At 67.0% G+C, this 13,516-nt stretch carries 13 protein-coding genes; 6 read left to right on the forward strand and 7 right to left on the reverse strand.

Going from position 1 to position 13,516, the window contains the following annotated elements; translation table 11 throughout:
• Positions 1 to 5: 5 nt before the first annotated feature.
• A complete protein-coding gene (locus HB681_RS12695; protein ID WP_213955168.1) occupies positions 6 to 1,739 on the forward strand; it encodes an acyl-CoA dehydrogenase family protein in 1,734 nt (577 codons plus the stop codon).
• A 45-nt stretch (positions 1,740 to 1,784) separates the two neighbouring features.
• Positions 1,785 to 2,252 carry a MarR family transcriptional regulator gene (locus HB681_RS12700; protein ID WP_213955169.1) on the forward strand — a complete coding sequence of 156 codons (468 nt, stop codon included), beginning with the start codon at positions 1,785 to 1,787 and terminating at the stop codon, positions 2,250 to 2,252.
• Positions 2,253 to 2,259: 7 nt separating this feature from the next.
• Here HB681_RS12700 and HB681_RS12705 read toward each other — a convergent pair whose 3' ends face one another.
• From HB681_RS12705 to HB681_RS12720, 4 genes are all read right to left on the reverse strand, one after another.
• Positions 2,260 to 3,027, reverse strand: coding sequence for an SDR family NAD(P)-dependent oxidoreductase (locus HB681_RS12705; RefSeq protein ID WP_213955170.1), 768 nt, complete (start codon positions 3,025 to 3,027; stop codon positions 2,260 to 2,262).
• 27 nt (positions 3,028 to 3,054) lie between these two features.
• Positions 3,055 to 3,813 (reverse strand): sulfite exporter TauE/SafE family protein, encoded by a 759-nt coding sequence (locus HB681_RS12710; protein WP_213955171.1) that lies wholly within the window; start codon positions 3,811 to 3,813, stop codon positions 3,055 to 3,057.
• Positions 3,814 to 3,906: 93 nt separating this feature from the next.
• Positions 3,907 to 5,136 (reverse strand): RtcB family protein, encoded by a 1,230-nt coding sequence (locus HB681_RS12715; RefSeq protein ID WP_213955172.1) that lies wholly within the window; start codon positions 5,134 to 5,136, stop codon positions 3,907 to 3,909.
• A 114-nt stretch (positions 5,137 to 5,250) separates the two neighbouring features.
• Positions 5,251 to 5,958: a Crp/Fnr family transcriptional regulator gene (locus HB681_RS12720; protein WP_256734924.1), complete on the reverse strand. Its 708-nt coding sequence runs from the start codon at positions 5,956 to 5,958 to the stop codon at positions 5,251 to 5,253.
• Positions 5,959 to 6,113: 155 nt separating this feature from the next.
• On the opposite strand from HB681_RS12720, the gene HB681_RS12725 reads away from it, so the two are divergent.
• The 3 genes from HB681_RS12725 (at position 6,114) to HB681_RS12735 (ending at position 9,580) form a co-directional block, all read left to right on the forward strand.
• Complete coding sequence (locus HB681_RS12725; protein WP_213955174.1) at positions 6,114 to 6,581, forward strand: hypothetical protein; 468 nt, start codon at positions 6,114 to 6,116, stop codon at positions 6,579 to 6,581.
• A gap of 233 nt (positions 6,582 to 6,814) precedes the next feature.
• Complete coding sequence (locus HB681_RS12730; RefSeq protein WP_213955175.1) at positions 6,815 to 8,281, forward strand: amino acid permease; 1,467 nt, start codon at positions 6,815 to 6,817, stop codon at positions 8,279 to 8,281.
• A 129-nt stretch (positions 8,282 to 8,410) separates the two neighbouring features.
• Positions 8,411 to 9,580, forward strand: coding sequence for a hypothetical protein (locus HB681_RS12735; RefSeq protein WP_213955176.1), 1,170 nt, complete (start codon positions 8,411 to 8,413; stop codon positions 9,578 to 9,580).
• Between the two features lie 18 nt (positions 9,581 to 9,598).
• Here the strand turns inward: HB681_RS12735 and pcaF are convergent, their stop codons facing one another.
• From pcaF to HB681_RS12750, 3 genes are all read right to left on the reverse strand, one after another.
• The gene (gene pcaF / locus HB681_RS12740) at positions 9,599 to 10,804 is read right to left on the reverse strand and encodes a 3-oxoadipyl-CoA thiolase (RefSeq protein ID WP_213955177.1); all 1,206 of its coding nucleotides are present in this window, start codon (positions 10,802 to 10,804) and stop codon (positions 9,599 to 9,601) included.
• 172 nt (positions 10,805 to 10,976) lie between these two features.
• Positions 10,977 to 11,630: a 3-oxoacid CoA-transferase subunit B gene (locus HB681_RS12745; protein WP_213955178.1), complete on the reverse strand. Its 654-nt coding sequence runs from the start codon at positions 11,628 to 11,630 to the stop codon at positions 10,977 to 10,979.
• Positions 11,627 to 12,328, reverse strand: coding sequence for a 3-oxoacid CoA-transferase subunit A (locus HB681_RS12750; RefSeq protein WP_213955179.1), 702 nt, complete (start codon positions 12,326 to 12,328; stop codon positions 11,627 to 11,629). The genes HB681_RS12745 and HB681_RS12750 overlap by 4 nt, the downstream gene beginning before the upstream one ends.
• 137 nt (positions 12,329 to 12,465) lie before the next feature.
• On the opposite strand from HB681_RS12750, the gene HB681_RS12755 reads away from it, so the two are divergent.
• The gene (locus tag HB681_RS12755; protein WP_213955180.1) at positions 12,466 to 13,269 is read left to right on the forward strand and encodes an IclR family transcriptional regulator; all 804 of its coding nucleotides are present in this window, start codon (positions 12,466 to 12,468) and stop codon (positions 13,267 to 13,269) included.
• The last annotated feature ends 247 nt before the right edge of the window (positions 13,270 to 13,516 follow it).

Here is a 13,516-nt window from a genome sequence, read left to right on the forward strand (position 1 = left end):
TTCACATGGACTATCAGCCTCGCCCCGAAGACCAGCGCTTCATCCTTGATGCCGTGCTCGGCGCCAGCGGCCGGCTTGTCAGGCTCGCGCCCTTCGCCGAGTACGACGCATCGCTGCAGTCGCAGTTGCTCGAGGAGGCCGGCCGCTTCATAGGCGAAGTGATCGCGCCGCTGAACCGCGTGGGCGACGAGACCGGCTGCCGCTTCGATCAAGGCAACGTCACCACGCCGCCGGGCTTCCGCGAGGCCTATCGCGCGCTATGGCAGGCCGGCTGGCCGGCGTTGACAGCCTCGCCGGAAGACGGCGGGCAGGGCCTGCCCACGCTGCTGTCGGCCATCGTGTCGGAATGGCTCAGTGCGGCGAACCAGGGCTTCAACATGGCGCCCGGCCTGCTGCACGGCGCCTACGAATGCCTGAAGCACCACGGCGACGGCGACCTGAAGCAGCGCTACCTCCCGAAGCTCGCCAGCGGCGAGTGGCTCGCCACGATGTGCCTCACGGAAGCGCATGCCGGCAGCGACCTGGGCCAGGTGCGCACGCGCGCCACGCCCCAGCCCGATGGCACCTACCGCGTGAGCGGCAACAAGATCTTCATCTCCGGCGGCGAGCACGACCTGAGCGACAACATCGTGCACCTGGTGCTCTGCCGCCTGCCGGATGCGCCGGCAGGACCCAAGGGCCTGTCGCTGGTGCTCGCGCCCAAGCTGCTGCCGGACGGCGCGCGCAACGCGGTCCACTGCGAACGCATCGAGGAGAAGATGGGCCTGCACGGCAGCCCCACCTGCCAGATGCGTTTCGAGGACACCACGGGATGGCTCATCGGCGAGCCGAACCGCGGGCTGCAGGCCATGTTCGTGATGATGAATTCGGCGCGCCTGCTGGTCGCGCTGCAGGGCATCGGCCTGCTCGATGCGGCATGGCAGAAGGCCGATGCCTATGCGCGCGAACGCCGCCAGATGCGTGCGCCGCAAGTGCCGGCAAGCCGCGGCCCGGGCGATGCCGCCGACCTGATCGTCGAGCATCCCGCCATGCGCCGCATCCTCGATACGCAGCGCGGCTGGATCGATGGCGCGCGCGTGCTGGCCTACCGCACCGCCCTGATGCTCGACGTGGCAAGGCACGATGCGGACAAGGCCTCGCGCGAGCGTGCGCAGCGCTGGTGTTCGCTCATCACGCCGGTGCTCAAGGCGGCCTGCACGCAGCAGGGCTTCCAGGGCGCGAGCGAATGCCTGCAGGTCTTCGGCGGCCACGGCTACGTGCGCGAATGGGGCATGGAGCAGATCGTCCGCGATGCACGCGTGTCGATGATCTACGAAGGCACCAACGAGATCCAGGCGATCGACCTGCTGGTGCGCAAGGTGCTGCCCGATGGCGGCGCCGGCATGGGCAAGCTGCTGGTCGAACTGCGCGACGAACTGGAAGCTTCACGCGACACCGACGCGGACGCGCAGCGCCGACTGGCGCAGCTGCGCTACCTCACGACCACGGTGGCGATGGCCTCGCACGCCGACCCCGCGTTGCCGTATGAAGTCGCCGACGACTACCTGCGCGTGGTGATGCTCACGCTGATGGCATGGGCCTGGGCGCGCATCGACGTGGCCGCGTCGGGCGAGCCAGACGCTTCGCGCTGGTCGGCGCCGGCCGCGGCGTTCCGCCGCCACGCATTGCCGGAGTTCGACATGCGGCTCGGCATGGTCAAGCGGGCCTGTGAAGCGGTGACGATGCAGCCCGCGACGTGACGCCACGACAGTGCCGGGGTTTCCTTAAGTTACGCTCGCGCCATCATGCCGACTGCCCGCACGCCCTCTTCTTCCTCCTCCGAATCCGCCTCGCTCGACACGCGCGTCCTTGAATCGCTGGTGGGCTACAACACCCGCCGCGCGTGGAGCGTCATCAGTTCCGTGTTCGCCGAGCGCATGGCCGTGTACGGGCTCAAGCAGGTCGATTTCTCGGTGCTGTCATTGCTCGCGCACAACCCCGGCGCCACCTCGCGCCAGCTCTGCGCCACGCTCGACATCCTGCCGCCCAACCTGGTGAGCCTGGTGGCCGCGATGGACAGCCGCGGCCTCATCGAGCGCCGCCCCCATCCCACCGACGGCCGCGCCGTGGGCCTGCACCTGACCGCCGCCGGCAAGAAGCTGGTGCGCGAGGCCGAACAGACCGTGACGCAGCTGGAGCTGGATGCGAGCGCCAAGCTCACGGCGCGGGAGCGGGAGACGCTCATCAAACTGCTGCAGAAGGTTTACCTGTGATGCGCGATCAGGCGTCCCGCACATCGGCCACCGGCTTGCTCCCGAAGTCGGGCCGATCCAGGTAGCCCAGCACTTTCGCCGCAGCGACTTCGGGCGAATCCAGCAGGCCCTGCGCCTTCAGTTGCACGAAGCGCTCGCGGTCCGGGAACTCGTCGGCGCCGGTGCTGCGCAGCGTCACCTGCATGTCGGTGTCGATCACGCCCGGCGCCAGCGACACGATGCGCGCGCCGTTCGGCCGGGCCGCCTCCTCCAGCGCCACCGCGCGCGAGAAGTGGTCCATGCCTGCCTTGGCCGCGCAGTAAGGCGCCTGGCTGGCCATCGCATTGCGGCCCAGGCCCGAGGAGATGTTGAGCACTTCACGCCGGCCCGGCCAGTCGCGCGTCGCACTCAGGAAGGCGCTCGTCAGCATCACCGGCGCACCCAGGCCGACGCGCAATGCCTGCGCCAGTTCGGCAATCACGCTTTCGGCCAGCGGGCGTGGGTGACCGACGGTGCCGGCGTTGTTGATGAGCGTCGCGCGCTCGAAGCGCGACGGCTCGATGGCCTGCAGCCACGCGGCGAGCCGTTCCGCGGCGACGACCGAATTGCACAGGTCCTGCTGCCATTGCTCCAGCACGACGCCGGCGGCCTGCGCCGCTGCCGCGAGCGCGGCATCGGTGTGGCGCGAGATGCAGACCAGCGTCGCGCCCGGTTGCAGCAGTTGTTGCGCCATGGCACGGCCAAGGCCGCGCGACGCGCCGGTGAGGATGGTGAGGCGGCTGGTGGAAATAGTCATGTCTTGGCCCTGTCTGTTCGTGATTGTTCAGGCAATGAATCCGTCCCACACCAGCTTGAGCCCGGTCAACAACATGCCCAGGTACAGCATGCGATAGAACCAGGTCCCGCTGATGCGACGCGCGATGCGCACGCCTGCCCACACGCCAAAGGGCGCAAGCGGCAGAAGCACCAGCGAGGTCGCGAGATTGCGCCAGTCGAGCAGCCCGAGCCAGGCGTAGGGCACCCACTTGCTCAGGTTCACGACGAAGAAGAAATAGGCCATCGTCGCCGCGAACTCCACCGGCTTGAGCCGCAGCGGGATCACATACGCATTGACCGGCGGCCCGCCCGCATGCGCGATGAAACTGGTGAAGCCCGAGATCGTCGTCAACACGCTGCCAGCCAGGCGGGACGGTGGCGCCGAGTCGGCCGTGGGCGGGAACAACAGCCGCTGCGCCAGGAACAGCAACGTGAACAGCCCGACGATGCCCGCGACCGTGTGCGGCGTCAGCGTGCGAAACAGCATGGCGCCGATCACGGTGCCGACCAGCCCGAACGGGATCAGGAAGCCGAGCAGTTGCCGGTCGAAGTCGCGCCGAAACGCGGCGATGCCCAGCAGGTCCATCAGCAGCAGCACCGGCATCAGGATCGCAGCGGCTTCAGGGACCGTGACGGCCAGCGCCATCATCGGCACGGCCAGCGAGCCGAAGCCGGCGCCGAAGCCGCTCTTGCTGATGCCGAGCAACAACACGGCCGGCACGGCGGCGGCATAGAAATGGGGGTCGGAGATCGGAGCGAATTGCAAGCGGCGGATTTTCACACGCACGTTGCAGCCCCGCCTGACCGCGGCGCCTCTCTTGAGTCGACGTGGCTCCGCCAATCGAGCCCGGTCGCATCTTCACCCCTTCACGCACACCACCTGCTTGAGCGTGTAGACCACCTCCACCAGGTCCTTCTGGGCTTCCATCACCGCATCGATGTCCTTGTAGGCCATCGGAATCTCGTCGATCACGTCGGCGTCCTTGCGGCATTCGACGCCCTCGGTTGCGGCGATCTGGTCGGCGATGGTGAACATCTTCTTCGCCTTGGTGCGGCTCATGGCCCGGCCTGCGCCGTGGCTGCAGCTCATGAAGCTTTCCGGGTTGCCCTTGCCGCGCACGATGAAGCTCCTGGCGCCCATGCTGCCGGGGATGATCCCCAGCTCGCCCGCCTTCGCGCTCACCGCACCCTTGCGGGTCACGAGCACGTCTTCGCCGAAGTGCGTTTCGCGGCTCACGTAGTTATGGTGGCAATTCACCGCTTCCACATGTGCGTCGAAAGGCTTCGCGATGACCTTGCGGGCGGCGCCGATCACGCGCTCCATCATCACCTCGCGGTTGGCCCGCGCGAACTTCTGCGCCCAGCCGACGGCGCGCACGTAGTCGCCGAAGTACTGCGAGCCTTCCTCGAAGTACGACAGGTCCTGGTCGGGCAGGTTGCGCTGGTGCCGCTCTGCATCTTTCCTGGCCAGCTCGATGAAGTGCGTGCCGATGGCATTGCCCACGCCGCGCGAACCCGAGTGCAGCATGAACCACACGGCGCCAGCTTCGTCCAGGCAGACCTCGATGAAGTGATTGCCAGTGCCCAGCGTTCCCAGGTGCTTGTGGTTGTTGGTGTTCTTCAGGCGCGGGTAGCCCTCGCAGATCAGGTTGAACTCGGCGACGAGCGTGGCCCACGCCGCATCGGCTTCATCGGGTGGCGTTTCCCACGAGCCCCTGTCGCGGCCCATGCGCCTGGGGTTGGAGCCATGCGGCACGGCGCGCTCGATGGCCGAACGCAGCGGGCCCAGGTTGTCGGGCAGGTCTCGCGCATCGAGCGTGGTCTTGCACGCCATCATTCCGCAACCGATGTCCACGCCGACCGCGGCGGGGATGATGGCCTTGAAAGTCGGAATCACCGAACCGACGGTCGCGCCGATGCCGTAGTGCACGTCCGGCATGGCAGCGATGTGCCTGAAGACGATGGGCAGGCGAGCCGCGTTCTCGAGTTGCTTCTGCGCCTCGGCCTCCACGGGTACGCCGCGCGTCCACATCTTCACGGGGACGCCGTGCTCGACTTCATGCAGCTTGTAGTTCTTGATGATTTCCATCTTGTGACCTCCTCGGGTCTTCGACGAGAGCGCCGCCGCGTGCGCCCTCCCCCGACTCGCGCCACACGGCGCTTGCCTTTGTATCGCGGAGAGTGTGAGCTGCGCCCTGCCTACCTACCCGGCCCCGCTCACCTGCGCCACCATCCGGCTCAAGCGCTCCACGTCACGCAGCACCATGGCCTTGCCGTCTTTCTCGACCAGGCCATCGCGCGCGAGCCGGGCCAGTTCGCGCGTGACCTGCTCGCGCTGGGTGCTGATGCGGTTGGCCAGCGCCTCGTGCAGCGGAGCCGGGTCAAGCCTCGCGACGTTGTCGACGATGCCTTCCGTGCGCGCCATGCGCAGCAGCTCCGCATGCAGCCGGTTCTGCACGCCCAGCGTGCTGAGTTCGATGACGCGTTGCGACAGTTGCCGCACCAGCCCGGCCAGGTGGCGCATCTCGCGCTCGGCCACCAGGGGTTCTTCGCGCAGCAGCGCCATGAACGCCGCGCTGTCCAGGCTCGCGACGGTGCTGGGCTCGAGCGTGACGACGTCGGCCGAGCGCGGCCCGCCGTCGATGGCGGCCATGTCGCCGAACCAGTCGCCCTTGACCGAATCCCGAAAACTCACCTGGCGGCCGCCCGCAGAGTAGCTCGTCACGCGCAGCCGGCCGGAGAGCAGGAAGTAGACATCGCGCTGCGGGTCCGCGCGCAGCAGCAGGGGTTGGTGCGCCGCCAGCTGGTGCCACTGGCACTGCCGCGCCAGTTGTTCGAGCCGCGCGTCGGGCAAGCTCGCGAACAGGGGCAGCGAGCGCAAGGCCAGGCTGGAGCGAATCGGCGGATCCATGGGCGTCGGCGGGCTTGCCATTCTGCGCCGCGGGCCCCGAGCAGCGCAAACGTGTGCGCCAGCGCACATCGCCGTCGGGCAACCTGGACCGACACTGCCGCGTCGCGGATGCGATCCCCGCAGCCCGCGCGCCGCAGTTGAAGGAGCGCAACCCAATGAACGCCACGCAATTCGCACTCTCGGCCACGCTCGTCGCCGGCGGAACGGTGTCATCGGCCCAGACCGTGCCGGCAGAGCAATGGACGGGACCGGCAGTTTCGACCGTCGGCGGCGCGGTGGTCCGGGCCGAGGTCGTCGCCTTGCTCAACAGCTTCCTGGCGCAGCGGCAGGCCGCGCCGGAAGCCTGGGTCGGCGCCGCGGAATTGGCGACCGTCCACGTGGGCGATGCGCAGCGCGCGGAGGTCAAGGCGGACACCGCCATGGCGACGCGTGCCCGCCTCACCGGCTACATGACGCGCAATGAGTACAACCCCCAGAGCGCCGAGGCGCAACGCCGCAACGCGCGCTACATCCGGCTGCGCTTCGGCCCCGAATACACGGACGAGCTTTCACGGCTGCAGGGCCAAACACGCCCGGCCGCCGCGGCGTCAATGGCCAGCGAACCGGACGCGGGCGGCGAGTGAAGCCAGCCGCCGTACGGGCGGCCATGAGGTGGCATTGGGCGGCATTGATGCATATCCAGCATGCGGCCATGCGCCGGATGCACATAAATTAGGCATTCAAACGACGCATTGTCGACTGAACGTTTCCTGAAGGCGCGTGAGTACTCGTCAATCGCGAGGGCGTGTGCTAACTTCCGCGCGGGCGCCGCCGGGGACCTCCGCGGCGCCTCATCTACAAAATCAGGGAGACAAGAATGGCAAACAGCCAGTACACGGCGCGCAAGAGCGTGGCCGACATCGTCGCGAGCGGGGAAGGCAGTCACACGCTGCCCAAATCGCTCGGCGCTTTCAGCATCACAGCCATCGGGGTCGGGGCCATCATCGGCGCCGGCATCTTCGTACTGACCGGCACCGCGGCCGCGCAATACGCAGGGCCCGGCATCATGATGTCCTTCATCCTGGCCGGGTTCGCCTGCGCCTTCGTGGGACTTTGCTACGCCGAACTGGCGGCGCTGATTCCGGTCAGCGGAAGTTCCTACACCTACACCTACGCCACCCTGGGCGAGCTGGCGGCCTGGATCATCGGCTGGGACCTCGTGCTCGAGTACGCCATGGGCGCGGCCACTGTCGCCGTGGGCTGGTCGGGTTATCTCGGCAGCCTGCTGGGGCAGTTCGGCATCCACCTGCCGCCGGCGCTCATGCATTCGCCGGGCGCCGTCACCCTGAAGGACGGCTCGACGATCACGGCGCTGTTCAACCTGCCGGCCGCGCTCATCATCATGGCGCTGACCTTCCTGCTCATCCGCGGCACCAAGGAATCGGCCAGCCTGAACAACGTGATGGTCGCGATCAAGCTGATCGTCGTGGTGGCCTTCATCGGCTTCGGTATCGGCTACGTCAACCAGGACAACTGGACGCCGTTCATTCCCGCGAACACGGGTGAGTTCGGCCACTTCGGCTGGAGCGGCGTGCTGCGCGGTTCCTCGGTGGTGTTCTTCGCTTTCATCGGCTTCGACGCCGTCTCGACCGCGGCGCAGGAAGCCAGGAACCCGCAACGCGACATGCCTATCGGCATCCTGGGTTCGCTGATCGTCTGCACCGCGCTGTACGTGGCCGTGGCCGCGGTGCTGACCGGCCTGGTTCCGTACGCGAAGCTCAACGTGCCGGACCCGATCGCGCTGGGCGTGGACGTCATCGGAAAGCCGTGGCTGTCGCTGCTCATCAAGTTCGGCGCCCTCGCCGGCCTGACCACCGTGATCCTGGTGCTGCTGTACGGCCAGAGCCGGATCTTCTACACGATCGCCAGCGACGGCCTGCTGCCCAGGTTCTTCTCCAACCTGCATCCCAAGTTCGGCACGCCGCACATGAGCCAGATCTTCATCGGCCTCATCTGCGCCATCGTGGCGGGCCTGGTGCCGATCCATATCCTGGGCGAAATGGTGAGCATCGGAACGCTGTTCGCATTCATCCTGGTGTGCGGCGCGGTGATCTACCTGCGCAAGAGCGAGCGGGACACCTTCCGTCCGTTCCGCGTTCCCGGCGTGCCGTTCATCCCCTTCCTCGGTATCGGCTTCTGCCTGATGCTGATGAGCGCGCTGCCCGGCGACACCTGGCTGCGGCTGGTGGTCTGGCTCGTCATCGGGCTGGCGATCTACTTCAGCTATGGCCGTCACCACTCGGTGCAACACCTGAAGCAACTGCGCAAGGCCGGCAAGCGCTGAGCGCGCCTTTGGCCCAGCCTGCACAAAGCGCCTTCGGGCGCTTTTTGCTTTTTGCCGCGGCGCTTCTGGCGCGCCCATGCGGGCGCTTATAGTGGTCGCGGGAGGCCCACATCAGCAATGAGGATGACGATGCCATCGACAAGTCCGGACGCGACGTTCGCACCGATCGACAACGAATTGCCCCTGCGCTGGATGCGCCGGCTGGGCCTCGTTCCGCCCGACGGGCTGGGCACCATCCGTCGCGCCGTGTTCCTGGCAATGCTGTGCTGGCTGCCCATCGTCATCTGGGCGACCACCATGCGCCGCCTCGGCAACGTCGACCCCGGCGAATCGCTGCTGCAGCACTACGGCGTCCACGTACGCTGCCTGCTGGCGATTCCATTGCTGGTCATTGCCGAAGGTCCGTTGCAGACCATGATCCAGAAGCTGGTGCAGCAGTTCCACCTGAGCGGCATCGCATCCAGCGCGCCGGGCTCGCCCTTCGACCGCCTCATCGCAGAGATGCGCCGGGCGCGTGACGCATCGGTGCCGTGGATCCTCGTCCTCGGCTTCTCGATTGCATGGTCGGCCACGGTGCATCCCTCGTTCAGGGACGACGCGCTGAACTGGGCGATCGACGCCGATGGTTCACTCGGTTTCGGCGGCTGGTGGTTCGTGTGGGTGGCGCGGCCGATCTTCGTTGCACTCGTGACGGCGTGGGTGTGGCGAATCCTGCTGATCACCTGGTGTTTCTGGCGCATTGGCCGATTGGACCTGTCGCTGGTGCCCTCGCACCCCGACCGATGCGCCGGCATCGGCTTCGTGGCGAAGCTGCCGCGCGGCTTCGCCATCGTGACCTTCGTGCTCTCGGCCACGATGGCGTCGCACTGGGCGCATGAAATCGTCGTGCATGGCGCCAAGCTCGATACGTTCCAGATGCCCGCGCTGCTGTTCGTCGTGCTGTGGACGCTTTGCCTGCTGTTGCCGTTGATGGCCCTGGCGCCCGCCTTGCACACCGCGCGCTCGCACGCGTTGCCGGCCTATGCGGCGCTGGTGGGTGAGCAGGGCCGCCTGCTGTACCGGCGCTGGATCCTGCACGAGACGGTGGAAGACGCGCCCATCGTGGAGGCGCCCGGTATCGGCGTCGTGGCCGATGCAGCGGCGTTGTACGAGGCGGTCTCGAAGATGCGGATGGCCCCGATCACCCTCAAGTCTGTGTGGTACGTCCTCGCCCCGCTGGGGCTGCCCTTCGTCGTGGTGGCGAGCCTGCAGATTCCGCTGCTCGACTTGCTGCTCAAGCTGGCGAAGGCCCTGGGGTGATCCCCCCGGGCCGCCGGATCACACGCGTTCGAGGATGACCGCGATGCCTTGGCCGACACCGATGCACATGGTGCACAGCGCGTAGCGGCCGCCCTGCTTGTGGAGCTGGTTGACCGCGGTGGTCGCCAGGCGCGCGCCACTGGCGCCCAGCGGGTGGCCCAGGGCGATCGCGCCGCCGTTGATGTTGACGCGGGCATCGTCGTCCTTCAGGCCCAGCATGCGCAGCACCGCGAGGCCCTGCGCGGCGAAGGCTTCGTTGAGTTCGATGACGTCGATCTGGTCGAGCGTGAGGCCGGTCAGGGCCAGCACCTTCTGCGAAGCCGGTGCCGGGCCGATGCCCATGATGCGCGGCGCGACGCCGGCGGTGGCCATGCCGACCACGCGGGCGCGCGGCGTGAGGCCGTACTTGCCGGCGGTGGCTTCATCGGCCAGCAGGATCGCGCAGGCGCCGTCGTTCACGCCGCTGGCGTTGCCGGCGGTGACGGTGCCATCAGGCCGCACCACGCCCTTGAGCTTGGCCAGCGCTTCCATCGTGGTGTCGCGCGGATGCTCGTCCTTGCTGACGATGATCGGGTCGCCCTTTTTCTGCGGCACGCTCACCGGCGTGATCTCGGCATCGAAGAATCCGGACTTCTGCGAAGCCACGGCGCGTTGCTGCGATGCCAGCGCCATGCGGTCCTGCGCCTCGCGCTCGATCTTGTAGTCGGTGGCGACGTTCTCGGCCGTCTCGGGCATCGAGTCGACGCCGTAGGCTTCCTTCATCTTCTTGTTGACGAAGCGCCAGCCGATGGTCGTGTCGTACACCGCATTGGCGCGGCCAAAAGCCGACTCGGCCTTGGGCATGACGAAGGGCGCGCGGCTCATGCTCTCGACGCCGCCGGCGATCATCAGGCCCGCCTCGCCGGACTTGATGGCGCGGGCCGCGGTGCCAAGGGTGTCGAGGCTGGAGCCGCACAGGCGGTTGATGGTCGAGCCGCCCACCTCGAGCGGCAGGCCGGCGAGCAGCGCCGACATGCGTGCCACGTTGCGGTTGTCTTCGCCGGCCTGGTTGGCGCAGCCGTAGAGCACGTCGCTGACGGCTTGCCAGTCGACCTTCGGGTTGCGGGCGATCAAGGCCTTGAGCGGCACGGCGCCGAGGTCGTCGGCGCGCACGCTCGAGAGCGCGCCACCGTAGCGGCCGAAGGGGGTGCGGATGGCGTCGCAGATGAAGGCTTGGGTGGTCATATGTTGTCTCTTCAGAAGGTGAAATAAATACGGGTACCGGACGCAGAGGACGCGAAGATTTCGCGAAGGACGCGAAAGAACTCCATGAATTCTTTCTCGGTTTTCCTTTCGCGTCCTTCGCGAAACCTTTGCGTCCTTCGCGGCCGGATGTCCGTATTGGCTGTTCGGCTGCTTATTGTGCGATCGGCAAGCCCACGAGCTTTTCGAGTTCGGCGTGCTCCAGGCCGTCGACCTTGTCGACGAGCTTGAGGCCATCCGGCGTGCATTCGAGCGTCGCCAGGTCGGAATAGACGCGCTTGACGCAGCCGATACCGGTCAGCGGATAGGTGCATTGCTTGACCAGCTTGCTCGCGCCCTGCTTGGTCAGCAGGTCCATCATGACCCACGTTTGCTTCGCACCGATGGCCAGGTCCATCGCGCCGCCGACCGCGGGGATCGCGTCCTTCTCGCCGGTGTGCCAGTTGGCCAGGTCGCCCGTGGCCGACACCTGGAAGGCGCCGAGCACGCAGATGTCGAGGTGGCCGCCGCGCATCATCGCGAAGCTGTCGGCATGGTGGAAGAAGGAGCCGCCCGGCAGCAGCGTGACGGGTTGCTTGCCGGCGTTGATGAGGTCGTAGTCTTCCTCGCCGGCCTTGGGTGCGGGGCCCATGCCGAGGATGCCGTTCTCGCTTTGCAGGATGACCTCGCGGCCTTCCGGCAGGTGATTTGCGACGAGCGTGGGCTGGCCGATGCCGAGGTTGACGACGGCGCCGTCGAAGATGTCCTGGGCGACGCGGGCGGCGAGTTGGTCCTTGGTGCGACGGGTGTAAGTAGCGCTCATGGTCATGCTGCCTTCTTGAAACCGCCGGCTTGCGTGGCGATGCGTTCGATCTGTACGACCTGGTGGACGAAGATGCCCGGCGTCACGATGGTCTCGGGGTCGAGTGTTCCCAACTCGGCGATTTCGTGCACGGTGGCGATGGTCTTCTTCGCGGCCATGGCCATCACCGGGCCGAAATTGCGCGCGGCCTTGCGATAGACCAGGTTGCCCCAGCGATCGCCGCGTTCGGCCTTGATGAGCGCCACGTCGCCGTGGATCGGATACTCCAGCACGTAGTGGACGCCGCCGATGACACGCGTCTCGCGGTCGCCGGAGAGCTGCGTGCCGTAGCCGGTCGGGCAGAAGAAACCGCCGATGCCGGCGCCGGCCGCACGGATGCGTTCGGCCAGGTTGCCTTGCGGCACGAGTTCCAGCTCCAGCTTGCCGGCGCGATACAGGCCGTCGAACACCTGGCTGTCGGCCTGGCGCGGAAAGCTGCAGATGATCTTGCGCACCCGGCCGGCCTTGAGCAACGCGGCCAGGCCCACCTCGGCATTGCCGGCGTTGTTGTTGACGACGGTCAGGTCTTTTGCGCCCTGCTCGATGAGGCCATCGATCAGCTCGTTGGGGATGCCGGCTGTGCCGAAGCCGCCGATGAGGACGGTCGAGCCGTCCTTGATGTCGGCCATCGCGTCGGCAACCGAGCGCGCGATCTTGTTGATCATGTGAGCTTGTCTCCAGTTGGGGGATTCGGGGAAATCACTGAACGGATCGTTGCGAATGGTTGCTCGGCGGATTCTTGCAACTTGTTCGCATACCGAACATTTGTTCTTATAATGAATTCTAGGAGGATTGACCCATCATGGCAACCACCCCGATACAAAACCATACATCTGACGACTACGCACCACCCAGGCCGGGCGACACCTATGTGCAGTCCTTCGCGCGCGGGCTGGAAGTGATCCGGTCCTTCAGCGCCCGTGCGCCGCGGCAGACGCTCAGCGAGGTCGCGGCCGCGAGCGGCCTCACGCGCGCCGGCGCCCGGCGCATCCTGCTCACGCTGCAGACACTGGGCTATGTCGAGTCGGACGGCAAGCACTTCGCGCTGACGCCGCGCATCCTCGACCTCGGCTTCGCCTATCTCTCGTCGATGCCGATCTGGAACCGCGCCGAGCCGGTGATGGAGGCGCTGGTGCAGGAGGTGCAGGAGTCGTGCTCGGCGGCCGTGCTGGACGCGACGGACATCGTCTACGTGATGCGCGTGCCCACGCACAAGATCATGAGCATCAGCCTGGGCGTCGGCTCCCGGCTGCCGGCGTACTGCACGTCGATGGGCCGCCTCCTGCTGGCCGAGTTGAACGACGATGAGTTGCGCGCGCGGCTCGAGGCGTCGTCGCCGCAGCCGCTCACCAAGCACACGGTGACGGACATGGACGTCCTGCTGGCCAAGGTCGCGCAGGCGCGCCGCCAGCGCTGGTGCCTGGTGAACCAGGAACTGGAGGAAGGGCTGGTCTCGATTGCCGCGCCCATCGTCAACCGCGCGGGACGCGCCGTGGCCGCCCTCAACATCAGCGGGCAGGCCAACCGCACCAGCGCCAAGGTGATGCAGGAGACGATGCTGCCGCCGCTGCTGGAGGCGGCTCGGAAGATTTCACGGATGCTGTAGGGCCGCGGGCAAAGGCCGCTTGTCGCTGTCAGACAGAAGAGAGACGCTCGCGTGCCGGGGCGCTCGTCGTGGCGCCACGAATTGTTATTGCCCTGCGTCGCTCAAATACCGCTGGCCGACAAGTCTGGAGTCGCAGGCATTTCAATGGAACTCGATATAGCTGCAGGCAATCGCGTCTTCAACTCCGCGGCCCTCAATACCATTGAACGATCACCCGGTTGGATGCGTCGAGCGGGAATTCGTGAAC

Origin of the sequence: Variovorax sp. dw_954 (assembly GCF_018449755.1) — a bacterium.
GTDB lineage: Bacteria > Pseudomonadota > Gammaproteobacteria > Burkholderiales > Burkholderiaceae_C > Variovorax.